We start from the raw sequence: 19,871 nt of genomic DNA, 5'->3' as shown, positions 1-19,871 counted from the left end.
ATAGGCATCGACACGCGGGCGTGGGGGACAACAGCCATCCTCGGTACCAGCCCTTTACCTGAGCCACCCAGCCACGGGTCCATTGTCGCGCACTGGCCACGGAAGGGCGGGGCGGGCGCCGGCCCCGCGCCCGCCCACGACTCGGGCACATCGGTGCCATTCGGACTGGCGCGGGCGGTCGTCCTCCATTCGCGCGCCGCCGCGGCCGGGGCGAGGGAGCGGTCGGGGGCCGTTCACCAGGCCTAGGCCTAGGCCTGGGACGCCGGCTCGCTCGGCTCGGTTTCGGGCTCGGCCGCTGCCGGGGGAGTGGATCGGGCGGGCCGGCGGCGCCACGCCCGTTCGGCGGCGCCATAGGCCCCCGAACGGGTCGCTCGCCGCAGCACGGACGGCGGCGCCATCTGCGCGACCAGCCTGCGGCTGCGCGGCGCGACCGACAGCAGCGCGCCGACAGCGATCGTCACGTCCGCGGCCACGGTGTCCGCGGCAGCCCCGACGGAGGTGCCGGCCGGGGCGTAACGGACCCGCTCCTCGGCCCACGCCAGCCGGGCCAGCGCCGCCCGCGCGGCCACGACCCGGTCGTCGGTCGCCTCCGGCCCGGCCGAGAGGTAGCGGTCCAGCCTGGAGATCACCATGCGGGGCGAGTCGCTGAGCCGCAGCGGGATACCGAGGTCCGTCGCCACGTCGAGCAGCTCCGTCCAGCCGGCCCGCACCCGCGCGCTGGCCTCCGCGGCGGCGGCCGCCGGTGAGGGCTCAGGCCCGGACCCACGCCGCGCCGGGTCCCCGCGTAGCCGGCGGCGGCGCAGGACGACCCGGGCGATCGCCGGCGTGGCGAGCAGGGCCAGCCCGGCCAGCGCGATCAGGACCCACATCGCGACGCGGATCACGCCGTGGACGGTCCCGGTCGAACCCGCCGCCGTCCCGGTCCGACCGCCGGTCTCCAGCTGCTTCTGGCCGGGCTGCGGCTTCCAGGTGTTCGTGCCGAGGTCGAGGTTGCCCACCGGGGTCGGGTTGAACGGCACCCAGCCCGCGCCGGGCAGCCAGACCTCGGTCCACGCGTGCCAGTTGCCTGCCTTGTACAGCAACGACCCGTCTGGCTGCCGGACATCGGAGGTGTAGGCGTAGCCCTCCGCGACCCTGGCCGGGATTCCCAGCGTTCGGGCCATGACCGCCATCGCCGTCGCGTAGTGGTTGCAGAAGCCCGTATGGCTGTCGAACAGGAGATCGCTGACACTGCCCGCCGGCGCGTGCACGTCATAGGTGAACGGCGCGGAGGTCAGGTAGTTCAGCAGCGCGTCGGCCTTCGCGTAGGCGGTCGTCGCCGTCGCGGTGACCGTCTGGGCCTGCTGGCGGATCCGCGGGTCGAGGCCGGCCGGCAGCGCCAGGTCGAGCTTCAGCGAGGACGGGACCGGCCCGGACCTGGCGAGCTGGTCGGGGCTGGGATTCGGGACCTGCGCCTGGACCGTGTAGACCGCGCCGGCCGCCGTCGTCCCCGCGTCCGCGTAGATGGTGCCGGTCGCCTGGTGGAACTGCCAGGAGCCCTCCAGGCCGTCCACGGACGTGGCCACCGTGGGCACCGGCAGCTCGGACTCGTGGAAGCCGGGGTGTACCGAGACCGTCGCGGTCAGCTTCGTGGTCGCGACTCCCGCTGGTGGGCCGGGCAGGTCGTGGTCCAGCGGGGGGTCCCCGGACGCGGGCAGCGCCTGTTCGGTGAAGCCGCTCGTGCCGTTGAAGTCGTCCAGTGCCGTCTCGCGCAGGAAGACGTCGCGGAACGCGTCGGGGTTGGACGTGCGCACGCTCAGCCGTGGCTGGGAGAGGTCGCCGTCCTGCAGAGTCTGGGCGAGGTCACTCAGCGAGTGCCCGGAGCTCTGCGCCGTCGAGCCGTCCTGGCCCGACTGGGCGTCACCCGGGTCGGTGCTGGAGGGCTGGCTGCCGGTCGCGCCGGGCGTCGGCTGCTGGGTCTGGGCCGCCGTGTCGTCCGGCGGCGTGGTCGGCTGGTCGGTGCCGCCGGCGTAGGACGGGAGCGTGACCCCGTCGGTGCGAGGTGTCGGCTCGAACGCGATCCAGCCGGTGCCGGGCAGCCAGACCTCCGGCCACGCGTGCGCGTCCCCGCCGCGGATCAGCACACTGCCGTCGGCGCGCCGCTCGCCGCCGATGAAGCCGACGGCGACCCGCGCCGGAATCCCGAGCGCGCGCACGAGCAGCGTCATCGCGGAGGCGAACTGCTCGCAGTACCCGGTCTTGCTGACGAAGAGGAACTGGTGGAGCGCGTCCTGCCCGGTGGGTGCCCCGTTGAGGTCGTAGTGGAACGTGCCGTTGTGGAAGTAGTCCTGGATCGCGCGGACCCTGTCGAAGTCGCTGGTCCTGCCGCTGGCGAGCGACTGCGCGAGCTCCCGGACCTGCGGGTCGAGGTTGTCGGGCAGCTTCGTGTCGTAGGCGATGTCGGCCGGGATCGGGCCCTTGGCGGTCTGCTCCTGCCGGCTCGGCGACGGGTCGGCCGCCGTGACCGTGTAGGTGGAGCCGGCGGCCGAGCCCTTCGGGTTGAAGATCGTCTGGCTGGCCTTGTCGAGCAGCCAGTCCGAGCCGAGACCCTGGACCGAGGTCGGGACCCACGGCGTCGGCAGGAAGTCCTCGCTGTAGCCCGGCTCGATCGAGATCGTCGCGGTCACCGGGCGGGTGTCCACGTTGTCCGGCGGGCCGGGCAGCCCGCGGCTGGAGACCGGAGCCTTGGGGTTGCCGCTGAGCTCCCGGAGATTGAACGACTGGCGGACGGCGTCGTAGTCCTCGAGGGCCACCGTCCGCAGCTGGACCGCACCGGTGGTCCGCACGGTCAGCAGCGGCTGCTGCTGGTTGACATGCAGCCGGTCCTGCAGCGTCACCATCGGCCACTGCACCGTGGTCCTGGTGCCCGCCGGGCCGCTGTTGCCGGTGGGCCCGTTGGCGCGGTGCAACAGCCCATGGCCGTCCAGGGACGGAAGCACCAACGGAGCCAGCACCGCGAGCAGCAGCGCGCCGAGGGCGACCCGGCCGGCGAGGCCGCCGAGCCACAGCTGGGTCCTGCCCTCGCCGCGGGTCGTCACCAGCCGGCCCCAGCGGTGCACGACCGTCCGGCCGTCCAACAGCAGCAGGGCGAGGAACCCGAGCACACCCAGGGTGAACGGCCCGGCGCCGACGCCGTGCGGCAGCACCGCCGCCGGCACCGCGAACAGACCGAGCAGCGGCAGGCCCGCGAGGGTCGGGCGACCGGCACCCACCACCAGCAGGTCGACGACCAGCGCGACGAACGCGGCGCCGAGCACCGTCAGCACGACCAGGCCGGGCCGGCTCGGCACCGGCGCGGCCAGCCGGGACATGTCCTGGCGGCCGCTGGACATCAGGTCCAGCAGGTAGGTGAGGCTGGCGCGGGTCGGGACGAAGCCCAGCCAGGCCTCGGACCGGGCGCACAACACGGTCAACGTCAGCAGCAGGCCGGCCAGGCTGAGCACCACGGTGGCCGACGGGCCGAGACCCAGCGCCCGGCCGAGCGCGGCGAGCCCGACGACCGCGAGGACCGCGAGCAGCACCGGTCCGAACCACCAGAAGAACCCGTCGAACAGCGGGCGCAGCGAGCTCGCGCACAGCAGCGACGCGAGCGCTCCGACCAACGTCGGCACGGCCTGGCCACGGGCCGCGCCAAGCCGCGCCGTCGGGGCGACCCGGCGTCCCGCGGATCGGCCGACGCCCGGATCCCGGACGGTCGCCGGGTCGCGGACGGTCGCCGGCCGGGTCATCGGGGCAGCCCCAGCCCGGGGGCCTCGGTGCCGCTCAGTCGCGGCTGGGCGGCGTCGGGGCTGGCGGGAGCGGGACGTCTCGCGGCTGCTCCGGCCGTGGGGTCACCGCCAGGCGTGGGCGCCCGGACGAACCGGGCGGCGGGGCCGGCCAGCCGTGGCCAGTCGTCGGCGATCCGGCTGCCGATCCCGGTGATCAGGACCCGCCAGCCGGCGCGGGAGAGTGCCAGCTCGCAACCGGCCAGGTCGGCGCTGGCCGCGGGGTCCGCGCCCCACCGGCCGAGATCGACGAGCACCGCGATGGCGGGCGCGTTGCGCGGGCGCATGGCGCCGAGCCGGCGCGCGACCTCCGGCGAGGTGCGGCCGAGCACCATCACGAGCATGCCGCCGTCGCCGCCGGCCACGGCGGCGTAGGCCGGGCGCGGATCGGCCTCCGTCACCTGGGTGATGACGGCGAGCTCGTCGAGCAACGGGCCCGGGTTGCGGGCCGGCACCGCCGCCGCGAGCCCGCGGTGGGTGACGAGGCGCACCCCGTAGCCGCTGCGGGCCAGATGCGCTCCGATCGAGCCGACGGCGCTGACCGCCCACTCGAACGGCGACGCCGGTCCGACGTGCTGGCCCCAGGAGCCGAGGTGGTCGTCGAGCAGCAGGGTCGCGCCGCCGAGCCGCGGGGTGTCCTCGCGGCGCACCATCAGCTCGCCGGTCTTCGCGGTGGTGCGCCAGTGCACCCGGCGCAGGTCGTCCCCGGACCGGTAGGGCCGCGTGGTCGCCTCGTCCTCGCCCTTCAGCGCCGACCGGCGCAACACGGACGCGGCCGCCTGCGGCAGTGAGCGGGCGCCCGGCAGCTGCTCGATCGCCGGCGTCACCACCAGGTCGTCGCGGCTGCGGAACGCCCGGGTCAGCTCGCAGAAGCCGAACGGGTCGGCGAGCCGGATCGACATCGGGCCGAGCTGGTAGCGCCCGCGCAGCCCGGCGCGGATCTCGTAGGACAGGTCGCGGGTCCCGCCCGGCTCGATCCGGTCCACCACGAACCGGGCCGGCGCCGCCAGGCCGTCCGGGAGGTTGTCCTCGACGAGCAGCACCGACGACGGCAGCCGGGACATGTTGTCCAGCCGGACCCGTACCTGCGCGGCCTGCCCGGCCGTGACGCGGGGCGGCTCGATCCGGCGGGTGCAGGCCAGCCGGTAGCGGGTCCTGGAGACGAACAGCGCGGCCGACAGGGGCAGCAGCATCAACAACAGCGCCACCCGGAGCAGGTCCTTCTCGCCGAGCACGATCGCCGAGACGGCGCAGGCGCCGCCGGCGGCCAGGAAGGACCGTCCCCGGATGGTCAGGCCGCGCAGGGCGGCGGCGAAGTCGCGCACCGCTGGGCCGTCAGCGGCCGCGGCGCTGCTGTGGCCGGGGGGCCGAGCCGGGCCGGGGGATCGGGGTGCGGGCGATGATGTCGGTCAGCAGCCGGGCGGTGATGTCGATGACCGGCTCCCCGGACAGGGCCACCTCGGGCTGCAGCAGCAGCCGGTGGGCGATGACGGGTACCAGCAGCGCCTGCACGTCGTCCGGCAGCACGAAGTTGCGCCGGTCGAGAGCCGCCGCCGCCCTGGCGGTACGGATCAGGTGCAGCGCCGCCCGCGGCGACGCCCCCAGCGAGACCTCGGGATGGCGGCGGGTGGCGCCGACCAGCTCGACGATGTACTGACGGACCTCGTCGGAGACGTGCACCGTGCGGACCAGCGAGATCATCTGGACGATCTCGCTGGCGGACGTCACCGGGACGACGTCGTCCAGCGGGTCGGCGGTGCCGTGGCTCTCCAGCATCGCGAACTCGGCGGCCGGCGACGGATATCCCATCGAGATGCGAGCGGTGAACCGGTCGCGCTGCGCCTCGGGCAGCGGCCGGGTGCCCTCCATCTCCACCGGGTTCTGGGTCGCGATCACCATGAACGGCGACTCCAGCCGGTAGGTGATGCCGTCGACGGTGACCTGGTGCTCCTCCATGCACTCCAGCAGCGCGGACTGCGCCTTCGGCTCGGCACGGTTGATCTCGTCGCCGACGACGATGTTCGCGAAGACCGGGCCCGGCCGGAACTCGAAGTCGCGGGTGCCCTGGTTGTAGACGCTCACGCCGGTGACGTCGCCGGGCAGCAGGTCGGGGGTGAACTGGATGCGGCGAACCCGGGCGTCGATCGAGCGTGCCAACGCCTTCGCCAGCATCGTCTTGCCGACGCCGGGCACGTCCTCGATCAGCAGGTGGCCCTCGGTCAGCAGCACGGCCAGCGCGGTCCTGATCGCCTCCGGCTTGCCGTCGATGACGGCGCCCACTGACCGCAGGACCCGATCGGCGACGTCGGTCAGCTGGCCGACATCGCCGGCGGGGTCACGCCAGTGCAGTATTCCGGGCTCCGTCGCCACGTGGGCCCCCCTCCGGGATCAGCGGATGCGGCCCCCGGTGGGAGCTGTCCTCGCCCGAGTGTGACATCTCACCGGTCGATCTCGTTGTCCCAGGGCGAGGAAGACCGCCGGGACGGGGGATTTCCGCGCCGTATCGGGGTCGTGTGGTGCGCCGTAGTGCGGGGCGTGGCTCGTGGTGGTCCCCGGCCTTCATCGAATGGACCTCCTGGTAGGGCCGCCGCGCGCGTCGAGTTCCTCGGCGACTGCCTGCCCGCGGCCCAGGGTGACTCATCCGGCGGGCCGCCCGAACTGGAGCGGCGGTGGGGTCGCCACCAGGCAGTCGACGTTCCCTGGCGGCCCTGAACCAGGCCGGCACCGGGGTGCCAAACCATCGGCGGGCGCGGCTATCGGGGAAAGGGTCGGTGGCCCGGAATCCCGGTGGGGAGGGGGGTGGTTCGTCGGGGTGTCGTGGGGGTGCTAGGTGGGGGGCAGTGGGGTACAGTGGCGCGCAGTGGGGGAACGGCGATCGGCTGGTGGCCTGTTTGCGGCATCCGTGCGCACTCGGGATCTCGGCGGGGTCCGGATCTTTGAGGTCTCGGATCGGCCGGGCCGTGACTCCGCCCTGGTGAGCGAGGAGGGGCGCCGGTGTTTCTCGGTAGCCACTCGCCACGCCTGGATGACAAGGGCCGGCTCACGCTGCCCGCGAAGTTCCGCGAGGAGATGGAAGGAGGACTCGTGATTACCAAAGGACAAGAACGCTGCCTTTACGTGTTTCCGATGGCCGAGTTCTCCAGAATCAGCGAGTCGCTGCGCACTGCGCCGGTAACGGCGAAGTCGCTGCGCGACTACAGCAGGGTCTTCTTCTCGTCGGCCAACGATGACGTCCCCGACAAGCAGGGCCGCATCACGATCCCGCCGGCACTACGCGACTACGCGGGGCTGACCCGGGACTGCATCGTCAACGGCGCGAACACCCGGATCGAGATCTGGGATACCGAGCGCTGGGCGGCCTACCTGACCGAGCAGGAGGAGAGCTTCGCGGAGCTGTCCGAGGAGGTGCTGCCCGGCGTCATCTAGGGCCCGGCGGGATGCGGTCCGGGCACGACACCAATGGGCCTGGATCGTGATGCCACCCGGAGCGCGTCAGGCACCTCTCAGCGCTCCCCGTCGCCCGCCGCCGAGACCCGCGGTGGGCCTAGCCGGCCAACGGGCCACGGTCGGGCAGCCGCCCCCGTACCCCGTGGCCTTCCGGCCCCGCAACGGGCCGTCGCGTGCCGAGTCCTCCTCCCACCCCGCCACCGGACGCCACTTCCCCGGCGTCCGGCGGCCCGGCGGGATGAGACCCGGACGCGGGCCGCAGCTGGCCCGGCGCCGCACGGACGGGCCGGTCGCGGCCACCGGGCGCCTGCCACCGGGTGGGGCGCCAGCGGCGTCCGGCGGACCTGTCCGGCCGCGCGCACGCGACTGTCGAGAAGGGCGGCGACTGGTGCAGGCCAGCCACATCCCGGTCCTGCTCGACCGGGTGCGCACGCTGCTCATCCCGGCGCTGACCCAGCCGGGCGCCATCGCGGTCGACGCCACCCTCGGCCTCGGCGGCCACGCCGAGGCGATGCTGCGCGCACTGCCCGAGCTACGGCTCGTCGGTCTCGACCGGGACCCACAGGCGCTCGCCGCGAGCCGCGAGCGGCTCGCGTTCGCGGTCGGCCGGGTCGAGTTCGCGCACGCCGTCTACGACGAGATTCCCGCCGTCCTCGACCGGCTCGGCATCCCGGCCGTCCACGCGGTGCTGTTCGACCTCGGCGTCTCCTCGCTGCAGCTGGACCTCGACGATCGCGGCTTCGCCTACTCCCGCGACGCGCCGCTGGACATGCGGATGGACCCGACGACCGGGCGCACCGCGGCCGACGTGCTCAACACCTATGACGAGGTCACGCTCGCCCGGGTGCTGCGCCGCTACGGCGAGGAGCCGTTCGCCCGGCGGATCGCGGCCGCCGTCGTCGCCGAGCGGGCCAAGGAGGCGTTCACGACGTCATCCCGGCTCGCCGACCTGGTGCGTGCCGCGATCCCGGCGGCGGCCCGGCGGACCGGCGGCAACCCGGCGAAGCGCACCTTCCAGGCGCTGCGCATCGAGGTCAACGCGGAGCTGGAGGTGCTGGAGCGGGCCCTTCCCGCCGCGCTCGACCGGATCGCGGTCGGTGGGCGGATCGCCGTGCTGGCCTACCACTCGCTCGAGGACCGGCTGGTGAAACGGGCGCTCGCGGACGTGACGACGACGCGCGTCCCGCCCGACATGCCGGTCGTGCCGGCCGAGGCGGAGCCGACCTTCCGGCTGCTGACCCGCGGGTCCGAGCCGCCGACCGAGGCCGAGACGACGGCGAACCCGCGGGCCGCGTCCGCGCGGCTGCGGGCCGCCGAACGGCTGAGACACACAGGCCAGGACAGGGCTTCGAGCCACCCAGGACGTGCCAGAGGAGGGCGATCATGACAGCTCCCGCGAGCGACGAGCACCGGCCGCTGTCAGACGGTGCCACCGCACTGGCGCCGCAGTCCGACCCGGCTGTCCGCCCGGCCCCGGCCCCGGCTCGCCGGCCCAGGCCGCGTCGGGCCGCCGCGCCCGCCGGGCTGCCCGCTCGTCCCACCGCTCGCTCGTCGCCCGCCCGCGCCGCCGCACCCGCGGCCGAGCCCGTCACCGCGCCGTCGCGAACCGAGCCCAGGCCGGGCCGGCCGCCGGCGAGGGCGCCGAGGCCGGCCAGCCCGGCGCCACTGGCGGGGCCGACCGCCCTCGCCCGGGCGCGGGCCAAGGCTGCCCGCGCGCAGCGGGCGCCACGGGCCCCGTTCGTCATCCTGCTGCTGGTGCTCATGGCCAGCGGGCTGCTCTGCCTGCTGCTGCTGAACACCGCGCTGTCCGAGAACGCCTTCCACGCGCACAGCCTGCAGGCCCGGTCCGCGCAGCTGGCCGACGAGGAACAGGCGCTGGCCGTCCACGCCGACCAGCTGTCCGCGCCGGGCGCGCTCGCCAGCCGGGCGGCCGCGCTCGGCATGGTGGCGGGCGGCCTGCCGCAGTACCTGCCGCCCGGCGCGACGCTGCCGCCCGGCGCCCGGGTGGTCACCGGTGGCGGCGGGGACGCGGCCGGGGGCGTCATCTTCTACGTGGTGCCCGCGCCCGCCCCGGCCCAGCCGGCAAGCGTCGCCCCGACGGCCCCGGCCAACCAGGGCCAGCCCGCGGCGGGCCAGGTCAGCGCGGCGCCGTCCGCGCCGGCCGTGACGGGTACCGGGACGTCTGGCCGGTGAGCTCCACGCTCCTCCCACCGGACCGCCGCGCGTCCTCGCGGCTGCGGGTGGTGACGGAGGGCTCGCGAACCGGCTCGGCAAGGGCCGGCCGGCCGACCCGCGGCGACCGGGCCCGGCGAGAGCCGGCCCGGACGGTCGGGCGCCCCTCGTCGCCCCGCCGGCCCGGCGGACGGCCGCCGCGTCGGCGCGCTGGCCGGGCGCTCGCGAGCTCCCGGCGCCGGCTGCGGATCGGCGTCGTCGTCATGACGCTGCTGCTGTTCGCGCTCGCGGCGCGGCTGACCCAGCTGCAGGGGTTCTCCGCGGCGAACTACGCCCGCCAGGCCGAGCGGCAGCGCACGCAGGTGGTCAACCTGCCGGCGGTCCGCGGGGAGATCACCGACCGGGACGGCGCGACGCTCGCCGAGGACGTCGACGCCAGGTCGGTCTACGCGGACCCGAGCCTGGTGGACGACCAGGCGGTGACCGCGGCGAAGCTCAGCCCGCTGGTCGGCCTGCCCGCGGCGACGATCGAGCAGAAGCTGGCCGACCGGAAGCTGCGGTTCGCCTACATCGCGCGCGGCCTGACCCCGGATGTCGGCAACCGGGTGGAGGCGCTGGAGCTCAAGGGCGTCGGCGTGCTCCCGGAGCGCCGCCGGGTCTACCCGAACGGGACCGTCGCCTCGAACGTCGTCGGGTACACCAAGTTCGGCGACAAGGACCTGCTGCAGGGCAACGGCGGCATCGAGTTCGCCTACGACAGCGTGCTGCGCGGCCAGGACGGCACCCGCCGGCTGCAGACCGACCCGGCCGGCCGGGAGATCCCCTCCGCGCCCAGCAGCGAGAAGGCCCCGGTCGAGGGCAAGGACCTGCGCCTGACCCTCGACGAGGACATCCAGTGGGACGCGCAGCAGGCCATCGCGGCCGGTGTGGCGCAGACCCAGGCGGACGCCGGCACGATCGTGATCATGAATCCGAGCACCGGTGACATCCTCGCGATGGCCGACGCGCCGGACTTCGACCCGAACAACGTCGGCCAGGCCAACCCGGCCGCCCTCGGCAACCTGGCCACCGGCTACGCGTACGAGCCCGGCAGCGTCAACAAGATCATCACAATGGCGGCGGCCCTGGACCGTGGCGAGATCACCGACACCACCCCGGTCACCGTGCCCGCGGACATCCGCCGTGGCGGGGTCACCATCCGAGACGCGGAGCCGCACGGGACCCTGCAGCTCACCGCCGCCGGAGTGCTCGCCCACTCCAGCAACATCGGCGCGGTGCTGATCTCGGAGAAGGTCGGCTCGGCCGGCCTGGAGGCGACGATGCGCGCCTTCGGCCTCGGCCGCCCGACCGGGCTCGACTTCCCGGGCGAGAGCGGCGGCCAGCTCGCGAGCTCGTCGACCTGGTCGGCCTCCCAGGCGGCGACGGTGTCCTACGGCCAGGGCATGAGCGCGACGGCGCTGCAGATGGCCACCGTCTACGCGACCATCGCCAACGGCGGGGTACGGATGACGCCGCGGCTGGTCGACGCGGTCGGGTCGAGCTCCGGCGCGATGGTCCCGACACCGCGGGCGCCCGGCGTCCGGGTGGTCAGCGCCCGGACCGCGAGCACCCTGTCCGACATGCTCGAGCAGGTCACCACGTCCAACGGCACCGGCCCGGCTGCCGCCGTCCCGGGCTACCGGGTCGCAGGCAAGACCGGCACCGCGTACCGGATCGACCCGACGTGCGGCTGCTACCGGGGCTACGTCTCGTCGTTCATCGGTTTCGCCCCGGCCGACCACCCGCGGGTCGTCATCGCCGTCGTGCTGGACAACCCGAAGACCTCGTACTTCGGCGGCACGTCGGCGGCACCGGTCTTCCAGAAGGTGATGACCTTCGCCCTCGCCACGCTGGGCGTGCCGCCGTCCAGCGCCGCCGCGCCGAGCCTGCCGCTGACCCAGCCCGGCATCGCCGACCAGCCGGACATCCTCGGCCCGGGCGACGTGCCGGTCAGCCCGCCCACGCCGGCCACGCCGACACCGGGGCAGGGCGCCCAGACCGGCCCGAGCGCCGGGGCCTCGAGCCCACCGGCCGCCCAGCCGGGCGCCACCCGGGCGCCACCGGCGGCCGGGTGACCGCGGGTGTCCGCGCCGATCCACCCACTCCGGGTGATCGCGCGATGCCAGCCTGCCCACCCGCCGGTGGCGGCCGCCCGTTCGCCCCGAACGCGCCGGGTGAAATGGCCGCGGATCGCCCGGTTAATACCCGCTGTTGTGGGGGCAGGGCTGACAGTTGTGCGAATTCCGAGGAGACCGCATTGCCACGGGACGACACCGTGAGCAGGCGTGAGGCCGCGACGGGTGCCCTACTAAGGTCGACGGCGTGACCCCACCGGCACTGCGCCCGGCCCACCGGCCGGCCCGCACGCTCACCGAGCTGCGCGCTCTGCTCGCTGACCTCGGAAGCGTCCAGAGCGCGGCCGCGGCCGACGTGGCGGCGCCCGAGGTCGTGTTGCACGGCGTCACGCACGACTCCCGCGCCGTGCAGCCCGGCGACCTTTACGCGGCGCTGCCCGGCTCGCACGCCCACGGCGCGGACTTCGCCGCCGCCGCGGCCGCGAGCGGCGCCGCCGCTGTGCTGACCGACCCCGCTGGCGCCGCGGCGCTGGCCGGCTCGGTCGACCTGCCGGTGGTCACGACCGCCGACCCGCGCAGCGACGTCGCCCAGGTCGCGGACTGGCTTTACGGCCAGCCATCGCGCCGCCTCACGTTGCTCGGCGTCACCGGGACCAACGGCAAGACGACGTCGGCGTTCCTGGTCGACGCCGGCCTGCGGGCCGCCGGCCACCGCACCGGCCTGCTGGGCACCGTCGAGACCCGGATCGCCGACGAACGCGTCGACTCGGTGCGGACCACCCCGGAGTCGAGCGACCTGCAGGCGCTGTTCGCCGTGATGGTGGAGCGCGGCGTCACCGCGGCCACGATGGAGGTCTCCAGCCACGCGCTGGCCCAGCACCGCGTCGACGGCCTCCGGTTCGCCGGCGCGCTGTTCACCAACCTCAGCCAGGACCACCTGGACTACCACCCGACCATGCGGGACTACTTCGAGGCCAAGGCCCGCCTGTTCGAGCCCGAGCGGACCGCCGCGTCGGTGATCGGGATCGAGCCGGGCGCCGGCGGGTGGGGCCCACAGCTGGCGGCCCGCATTCCGGGATCCGTCACCTACGCCCCCGAGCCGCCCGCCGACTGGTGGGCTGACGACCTGACCGTCGGCGAGCAGGGCAGCTCGTTCACGGCTCGCGGCCCGCGCGGGCTCGCGGTGCCGATGAAGGTCCGGCTGCCGGGCCGGTTCAACGTCGTCAACGCCCTCGGCGCGCTCGCCCTGCTGGTGGCGGCCGGCGTCCCGCCGGAGGCCGCCGCGGCCGGTATCGGCACGCTGGCCGGCGTCCCCGGGCGGATGGAGCGGGTCGAGGCCGGCCAGCCCTACCTGGCCCTGGTCGACTACGCGCACACTCCGGACGCCGTCGAGACCGTGCTGACGTCCGTGCGCGGGCTCGTCGACGGTCGGGTGATCGTCGTTCTCGGCTGCGGCGGGGACCGGGACCGGGCCAAACGGCCGCTGATGGGTGCCGCGGCCGCGCGGCTGGCCGACCTGGCCTTCCTGACCAACGACAACCCGCGCTCCGAGGACCCGGCGGAGATCCTCGCCCAGATGACCGCCGGCGTCGACCGGGTGGCCACCTCGGCGGCCAAGGTGACCGTCATCCAGGACCGGGCCGAGGCGATCGCCGCGGCCGTCGCCGAGGCCGGTCCCGGCGACGTCGTCGTGGTCGCCGGCAAGGGCCACGAACGCGGCCAGGAGCAGAACGGCGTCGTCACCCCGTTCGACGACCGTGCCGTCCTCGCCCAGGCGATCGCCGCCGCCGGGCGGCCGACGGGTTCGGGCCGATGATCCCGCTGACGCTCGCCGAAGTGGCCGCGGCCACCGGCGGCAGGCTCGACGGCGGCGCCGACCCGGCGACCCTCGTCACGGCCGCGGTCGTCGACTCGCGGCTGGTCGAGCCGGGTGCGCTGTTCGTCGCGCTGCCGGGTGCCCGGGTCGACGGTCACGACTTCGCCGCCGGCGCCGTCGCGGCCGGCGCGCGCGCCGTGCTCGCCGCCCGTCCGGTCGAGGTCCCCGCCGTGCTGGTCGCCGACCCCGCCGCCGCGCTGATGGCGCTGGCCGCGCACGTCCGGACGCTGACGAAGGCGACCGTGCTCGCCATCACCGGCTCCTCGGGCAAGACGACGACCAAGGACCTGCTCGCCGACCTGCTCGGGTCGCTCGGGCCGACGCTCGCCCCGCCGGGGAGCTTCAACAACGAGATCGGCCTGCCCCTGACGCTGCTGCGGCTGGAGCCGGACACCGAGTACGTGGCGCTGGAGATGGGCGCCCGGGGTATCGGCCACATCGCCGCGCTCTGCCAGGTCGCCCGGCCCCAGGTGGGAGTCGTCATCAACGTCGGAAGCGCGCACGTCGGCGAGTACGCCGACGGGCGGGCCGGCATCGCCAGGGCCAAGGGTGAGCTGGCCGAGGCGGCCACCGACGTCGTCGTGCTGAACGCCGACGACCCGCTGGTCGCGGCGATGCGCCCGCGCGCGACCGGCCGGCGGGTGGTGACCTTCGGCGTCGCGGCGGGCGCTGACGTGCGGGCCGAGCGGATCGCGCTCGACGGCGCCGGTCGGGCGTCGTTCGACCTGGTCACCGACGCCGAGCGCCACCGGGTGGCGCTCGCGCTGGTCGGCGAGCACCAGGTGGGCAACGCGCTCGCCGCCGCCGCGGCCGCCCTCGCGGTCGGGATGACGCCCGCGGCCGCCGTCGCCGCGCTGGCCGCGGCCCGGCCGCGCAGCCGGTGGCGGATGGAGGTCACGACCGCGCCGTCCGGGCTGGTCGTCGTCAACGACGCCTACAACGCCAACCCCGAGTCGATGCGGGCCGCGTTGCGCGCCCTGGTCGGGCTCGGTGCCGACGGCGATCCGGGCCGGCGGCGGACCTGGGCGGTGCTGGGCCCGATGGGTGAGCTCGGCACCGCCGCCGACGCCGAGCACGCCGAGCTCGGCCGGTTCGCCGCCCGGCTGGGCGTCGACCGGACCGTGGTCATCGGCGACGCGGCCCGGCCGCTCGCGCGGGCGGCCGCGGGGGCTGGCGCGCGGGTGGACTGGGTCGTCGACGTCGACGCGGCCACCGAGCTGCTTGCCACGGCGGCGCTCGGCGGCGGCGACGTCGTGCTCGTGAAGGCCAGCCGCGCGGCCGGCCTGGAGCGGGTCGCGGCGGCGCTCACGGCGACCGGCGCGGCCGGTCCCGGAGCCGCGAGAGGAAACGGAAGTACCGAGGCGGCCGAAAGTCCAGAGGCGCCGGGAAGTACAGAGGCGCCAGGAAGTACAGAGGCGGCGGAACAGACGCCGTGATCGAGGGGACGTGGGAAAGGGTGTTTAGCAGGGCCCGCGGGCCACAGCAGGCGCCGGCGGCCAGCGTGCCAGCCGACCGGGGCGGCCACGGGTGAGAGGTGTTCTCGTCGCGGCCTCGGTCGCGTTGTTGGTGTCGCTGCTCGGCACGCCGTGGGTCATCCGGCTGTTCCGCCGGCAGGGCTACGGCCAGGAGATCCGCGAGGACGGCCCGTCCAGCCACCTGAAGAAGCGCGGGACGCCGACCATGGGTGGCACCGCGATCGTCGCGGCCACCCTGATCGGCTACTTCGTCTCCCATCTGGCGACCGGCGCGGGGTTCACCGCGTCCGGCCTGCTGATCCTGATGGTGATGACGGGGCTCGGCGTCGTCGGCTTCCTGGACGACTACATCAAGATCCGCAAGCAGCGCAGCCTCGGCCTGACCGCGCGGACGAAGTTCGCCGGCCAGGCGATCGTCGCGCTCGCGTTCGGCCTGCTCGCCGTGCGGTTCAAGAACGCGTCCGGGCTGCTGCCCGGGTCGACGTTCATCTCGATCGTCCGTGACACCAACTTCTCGGTCGGGATCATCGGCTTCCCGCTGCTCGCCTGGATGATCATCGCGGCGACGTCGAACGCGGTGAACCTGACCGACGGTCTCGACGGCCTCGCGGCGGGCACCTCGGCGATGGTGTTCGGCGCCTACTGCGTGATCTCGTTCTGGCAGTTCGGCAACCTCTGCGAGCCGCACCACGCGGGGGCCGGCTGCTACTTCGTCCGCGACCCGCTGGACGTCGCGCTCGTCGCCGCGGCCGCGATGGGGTCCTGTTTCGGCTTCCTGTGGTGGAACGCCAGCCCGGCGAAGATCTTCATGGGGGACACCGGCTCGCTCGCGCTCGGCGGGGCGTTCGCCAGCATCGCGATCTGCACCCGCACCGAGCTGCTGCTGTTCGTGCTCGGCGGCCTGTTCGTCATCGAGACGGTGTCGGTGATCGTGCAGGTCGGCTTCTTCAAGCTGACCAAACGCCGGGTCTTCAACATGGCGCCGATCCATCACCATTTCGAGCTCGCCGACTGGCCGGAGACCACGGTCATCATCCGGTTCTGGATCGTGTCCGGCCTCGCGGTCGCGTTCGGCCTCGGCCTGTTCTACGCCGAGTTCCTCTCCCATGGAGGGAGCAACCTGTGACCGGCCCGGGTGCCGGCGACGTGGCCGGCCAGGCCCGTGGTGACGTGGCCGTCGACGAGCTGAAGGACGCGCCGGTGACCGTCGTCGGCATCGGCGTGTCCGGCGCCGCGGCGGCCCGCGCGCTGCTGCGCCTCGGCGCCCGGGTGACCGTCGTCGACGCCGGCGACGGCGCGCCCGCCCAGGCCGCCGCGGCCGAGCTGCGCGCCGCCGGGGCCGTGGTGGAGCTCGGCGGGCTGCCGACGGCCGTCGGCCCGGCCCGCCTGGTGGTCACCTCACCCGGCGTCCCGCCCGGCACCCCGCTGTTCGGCGCCGCCCGCGCCGCCGGCGTCCCGGTCTGGGGGGAGATCGAGCTGGGCTGGCGGCTGCGGCCGGCCGCCCGCTGGCTCGCGATCACCGGCACGAACGGCAAGACCACGACGACGGAGATGCTCGGCGCGATCCTCACCGCCGCCGGCCGGCGGGCCGCCACCGCCGGCAACATCGGCACCCCCGTCGTCACCGCCGCGCTGGCCGAGCCGCCCTACGACACCCTCGCCGTCGAGCTGTCCAGCTTCCAGCTGCACTACACCGAGACGGCGGCGCCGGTCGCGGCCGCGATTCTCAACGTCGCCCCCGACCACCTCGACTGGCATGGCGGCCCGGACGGCTACGCGGCCGACAAGGCGCGGATCTGGATGCACCCGGCGACGATCGCCGTCGGCAACGCCGACGACCCCGCCAGCGCCGCCCTGCTCGCCTCGGCGCCTGGCCGGCGGGTCACCTTCGGCCTGGACCCGGCGACGGCCGAGGTCACCGTCGTCGACGGGTGCCTCGTCGACCGGGCGTTCGGCGGCGGCCCGCTGGGCGCCGTCGCCGACCTGCTCGCCGGGCCGCGCCCCGACGGCTCGGCCCCTGGCGGGCCCGGCCCCGGGCGTCATCTGGTCGCGAACGCGCTGGCCGCCGCCGCGCTGGCCCGCGCGGACGGCGTCGAGCCGGCCGCGATCGCCTCAGCGCTCGCGGCCTACCGGCCAGGCGCGCACCGCAACGCCCTGGTCACCACCGTCGACGGCGTCCGCTACGTCGACGACAGCAAGGCGACCAACCCGCACGCGGCGGCCGCGTCGCTGACCGCCTACCCGTCGGTCGTGTGGATCGCCGGCGGGCTGAACAAGGGCCTGGCCTTCGACGAACTGGTCGAGCTCGCCGCCGGCCGGTTGCGCGCCGTGGTCCTGATCGGGCGCTGCGCGGACGAGATAGCCGCCGCGCTCGCCCGACACGCCCCCGATGTCCCCATGGAACGGGCCGCGGGCATGGACGATGCGGTGGAGGCCGCGGCGCGGCTGGCCCGGGCGGGCGACACCGTCCTGCTCGCGCCCGCCGCCGCCTCGATGGACATGTTCCGTGACTACGCCGAGCGCGGCGACCTGTTCGCCGCCGCGGCCGGTCGTCGCGGGCAGGTCGGGGCGGCCCAGGGGGTCGTCCCGCCGGGCGGGCAGAGTCGAGGAGGCTAGGGGCAGCGTGCGCGAGGCGCCGAGCTCCCGATCGGGCGTCGGATCCGGTAACGCCGGATCCGGCGGTTCGAGTTCGGCGTCCGGGCAGCGGACCCGTCCCAGGGCGGCGGTCGCCCGTCCCGGACGCGCCGCGCGTGCTGGAGCGGACGACGGGCGCCCGCCGGCCGGTGACGACCGCCCGACCAGGCGGGAGCGTCCGGCGGCCACTCCGCGCGACGCCGGCACGCTGGCGACGCCCCGCGACGACGGGAAGGCCTCCGGGCGGGACGGCGCGCGGCCGGCGACGACCCGGGACACGGCCCGACCGGCGGGCCCGCGCGAGAGCCGCCGGCCCGCGACACTGCGCGACGCGATGGCCCCGGCGGTGCGCCGCCCGAGGGTCCCGGCCGGATCGGCCTCCGACCAGCAGGTCAGGGCCGGGAAGGCAGCCCGGCAGGCGAGTCAGGAGGCGGCCCGGCGGGCCGGGGGAGTGCTCCCGTCGCCGGGTCGGGGCGGTCAGCGGCGTTCCGTGCTGCGCCCGGTCCCGAGCCCGGACACCCCAGGCGCGGCCCTCGCCCGGCTCCCCCTGCTCGAACGGCCGCTCGCCTCGTACTACCTGCTCGGCTCGTCGGCCGGGCTGCTCCTGCTCCTCGGTCTCGTCATGGTCCTCTCGGCGTCCAACGTGCGGTCCTACGCCGCGTTCGGCTCGTCGTACACGGTCTTCGTCCGCCAGGCCACCTGGATGGGGATCGGCCTGCCGGTGCTGCTCGCGGCCAGCCGAGCGCCGAGCCAGTGGTTCCGCCGGGTCGCCTATCCACTGATGGGCCTGACCCTGCTGCTGTTGCTGGCCGTGCTCTCGCCGCTGGGGGTCTCCTCGAACGGCGCCCAGCGCTGGCTCGGGGTCGGCTCGCTCAGCCTGCAGCCCAGCGAGCTGGCCAAGCTCGCGCTGGTGCTCTGGTCGGCCGACCTGCTGACCCGCAAACGCCGGCTGCTCGGGGACTGGAAGCACCTGATCGTTCCGGTCGTCCCGGTGTCGGCGCTGATCGGCGGGCTGATCATGATGCAGCCCGACATGGGGACGACGATCGTCGTGTTCGCCGTGCTGTTCGTCGTGCTGTGGGTGGTGGGCACGCCCGGCCGGGTCTACGCCGGCCTCGTCGGCGTGCTCGGGGCCGTCGGCGCCATACTCGCGGTGATAGAGCCGTACCGCCTGGAACGGCTGCTGTCCTACCGCGACCCGTTCCAGCACGTCCAGGGCAGCGGCTGGCAGGCCGTCCAGGGGATCTACGCCCTCGCCGGCGGCGGCTGGTTCGGCGAGGGGCTGGGCGCCTCCAAGGAGAAGTGGCCCGACCTGCTGCCCGCGTCGTACACCGACTTCATCCTCGCGATCATCGGCGAGGAGCTGGGGCTGCTCGGCTGCCTGGTCGTGGTGATCCTTTTCGGTGTCTTCGGCTATGCCGGCCTGCGCGTCGCGCACCGCAGCGACAACCAGTTCGTCCGGCTGGCGGCGGCCGGCTCGACCGGCTGGATCCTCACCCAGGCCGTGGTGAACATGGGCGCCGTCGTCGGCCTGCTGCCCATCACCGGCATCCCCCTGCCGCTGGTGTCGTTCGGCGGGTCGTCGCTGGTCCTGACCATGTTCTCGATCGGGATGCTGCTCGCGTTCGCCCGCTCCGAGCCGGCGGCGGCCCGGCTGCTGGCCGAACGGTCCCAGCGGCGACGCGAGGCGCGCAAGCAGCGCCGGCGCGGCCCCCGCGGCCGAGCCCGTGACGGCGCGGCTGCCGGTGGCGCCGGGCCTGCCCCGACCCGCGCGGCCCGGTCCGACGGCGCCGAGCGTGCTCAGACCGGCGTCCCGGCCAGAACCAGGTCGGGACGGCGTGACCAAGACCTGAACGGAACGCCGAAAAGGGGCCGCGCGAAGCCGGGCCGGGCCGGCACGGCTGGCTCAGTGGCCACGACTGGCGGGTCCGGTGGGACTGGCGGGTCCGGTGGGACTGGGGGGTCGGGCCGGACTGGCGGATCCGGCCAGACTGGCAAGGCCGGCAGGTCCGGCGGGGCTGGCAGGGCCGCTACAGCTCGTGGGGCCGACGAGGCTGGCAGGGTGAGCGGGACTGGGAAGGGCGGCGGGACTCGCAGGGCCGCCACGGCCCGCAGCGAGGCTGACAGGGCCAGCGGGACTGGCAAGGGCAGCGCGACCGGCCGGGCCGGCACGACCGGCACCGCTGGTGGGACCGGCGCCACGGGCCGGGCCGGCAAGTCTGATGATGGCCGGGAGAGTGCCAGGGGCGCGACGGCGGACCGGCGGCGGCCCGAACCGGGACCATACCGACGCGGCGACCGCAGGGACGGCGAGCCGGGTCCTGACGGCCCTCCCAACGCTGGCTGATTC

12 protein-coding genes are annotated in these 19,871 nt (G+C 75.1%); 9 read left to right on the top strand and 3 right to left on the bottom strand.

Annotation, left to right across the window (positions count from 1 at the left end; genetic code table 11):
* Positions 1-248: 248 nt before the first annotated feature.
* The 3 genes from I6A60_RS02665 to I6A60_RS02655 are packed head-to-tail and all read right to left on the bottom strand — an operon-like array spanning position 249 to position 6,173.
* Positions 249-3,767 (bottom strand): DUF3488 and transglutaminase-like domain-containing protein, encoded by a 3,519-nt coding sequence (locus tag I6A60_RS02665; RefSeq protein ID WP_203021631.1) that lies wholly within the window; start codon positions 3,765-3,767, stop codon positions 249-251.
* Entirely contained in the window at positions 3,764-5,128 is a 1,365-nt protein-coding gene (locus tag I6A60_RS02660; RefSeq protein WP_203021630.1) for a DUF58 domain-containing protein, read from the bottom strand. Before I6A60_RS02660 ends, I6A60_RS02665 begins: the two co-directional genes overlap by 4 nt.
* Before the next feature lie 10 nt (positions 5,129-5,138).
* The gene (locus tag I6A60_RS02655; protein ID WP_203021629.1) at positions 5,139-6,173 is read right to left on the bottom strand and encodes a MoxR family ATPase; all 1,035 of its coding nucleotides are present in this window, start codon (positions 6,171-6,173) and stop codon (positions 5,139-5,141) included.
* A 624-nt stretch (positions 6,174-6,797) separates the two neighbouring features.
* Here I6A60_RS02655 and mraZ point away from each other — a divergent pair.
* From mraZ to ftsW, 9 genes are all read left to right on the top strand, one after another.
* Complete coding sequence (mraZ, locus tag I6A60_RS02650) at positions 6,798-7,229, top strand: division/cell wall cluster transcriptional repressor MraZ (RefSeq protein ID WP_203021628.1); 432 nt, start codon at positions 6,798-6,800, stop codon at positions 7,227-7,229.
* A 409-nt stretch (positions 7,230-7,638) separates the two neighbouring features.
* Positions 7,639-8,637: a 16S rRNA (cytosine(1402)-N(4))-methyltransferase RsmH gene (rsmH, locus tag I6A60_RS02645; RefSeq protein WP_203021627.1), complete on the top strand. Its 999-nt coding sequence runs from the start codon at positions 7,639-7,641 to the stop codon at positions 8,635-8,637.
* Positions 8,634-9,443 carry a hypothetical protein gene (locus I6A60_RS02640; protein WP_203042611.1) on the top strand — a complete coding sequence of 270 codons (810 nt, stop codon included), beginning with the start codon at positions 8,634-8,636 and terminating at the stop codon, positions 9,441-9,443. The genes rsmH and I6A60_RS02640 overlap by 4 nt, the downstream gene beginning before the upstream one ends.
* A complete protein-coding gene (locus I6A60_RS02635) occupies positions 9,440-11,536 on the top strand; it encodes a penicillin-binding protein 2 (RefSeq protein ID WP_203042610.1) in 2,097 nt (698 codons plus the stop codon). Before I6A60_RS02640 ends, I6A60_RS02635 begins: the two co-directional genes overlap by 4 nt.
* 247 nt (positions 11,537-11,783) lie before the next feature.
* On the top strand, positions 11,784-13,352 hold the full coding sequence (locus I6A60_RS02630; protein WP_203012055.1) for a UDP-N-acetylmuramoyl-L-alanyl-D-glutamate--2,6-diaminopimelate ligase: 1,569 nt from the start codon (positions 11,784-11,786) through the stop codon (positions 13,350-13,352).
* Positions 13,349-14,848 (top strand): UDP-N-acetylmuramoyl-tripeptide--D-alanyl-D-alanine ligase, encoded by a 1,500-nt coding sequence (gene murF / locus I6A60_RS02625; protein ID WP_203055545.1) that lies wholly within the window; start codon positions 13,349-13,351, stop codon positions 14,846-14,848. The genes I6A60_RS02630 and murF overlap by 4 nt, the downstream gene beginning before the upstream one ends.
* 91 nt (positions 14,849-14,939) lie before the next feature.
* Positions 14,940-16,013, top strand: a complete 1,074-nt coding sequence (gene mraY / locus I6A60_RS02620; RefSeq protein WP_203020530.1) for a phospho-N-acetylmuramoyl-pentapeptide-transferase — start codon at positions 14,940-14,942, stop codon at positions 16,011-16,013.
* Complete coding sequence (murD, locus tag I6A60_RS02615) at positions 16,010-17,503, top strand: UDP-N-acetylmuramoyl-L-alanine--D-glutamate ligase (RefSeq protein ID WP_307838671.1); 1,494 nt, start codon at positions 16,010-16,012, stop codon at positions 17,501-17,503. The genes mraY and murD overlap by 4 nt, the downstream gene beginning before the upstream one ends.
* A 7-nt stretch (positions 17,504-17,510) precedes the next feature.
* A complete protein-coding gene (gene ftsW, locus I6A60_RS41175) occupies positions 17,511-19,868 on the top strand; it encodes a putative lipid II flippase FtsW (protein WP_307838670.1) in 2,358 nt (785 codons plus the stop codon).
* The last annotated feature ends 3 nt before the right edge of the window (positions 19,869-19,871 follow it).

Source organism: Frankia sp. AgB1.9, assembly GCF_016786355.1.
Classification (GTDB): domain Bacteria; phylum Actinomycetota; class Actinomycetes; order Frankiales; family Frankiaceae; genus Pseudofrankia.
This window is presented reverse-complemented; position numbering and strand designations above follow the sequence as displayed.

Excerpts from the sequence above, each read along its gene's own strand:
- I6A60_RS02640 (WP_203042611.1), top strand. The coding sequence starts at position 8,634 with ATGACAGCTCCCGCGAGCGACGAGCACCGGCCGCTGTCAGACGGTGCC.
- murF (WP_203055545.1), top strand. The coding sequence starts at position 13,349 with ATGATCCCGCTGACGCTCGCCGAAGTGGCCGCGGCCACCGGCGGCAGG.
- I6A60_RS02665 (WP_203021631.1), bottom strand. The coding sequence starts at position 3,767 with ATGACCCGGCCGGCGACCGTCCGCGACCCGGCGACCGTCCGGGATCCG.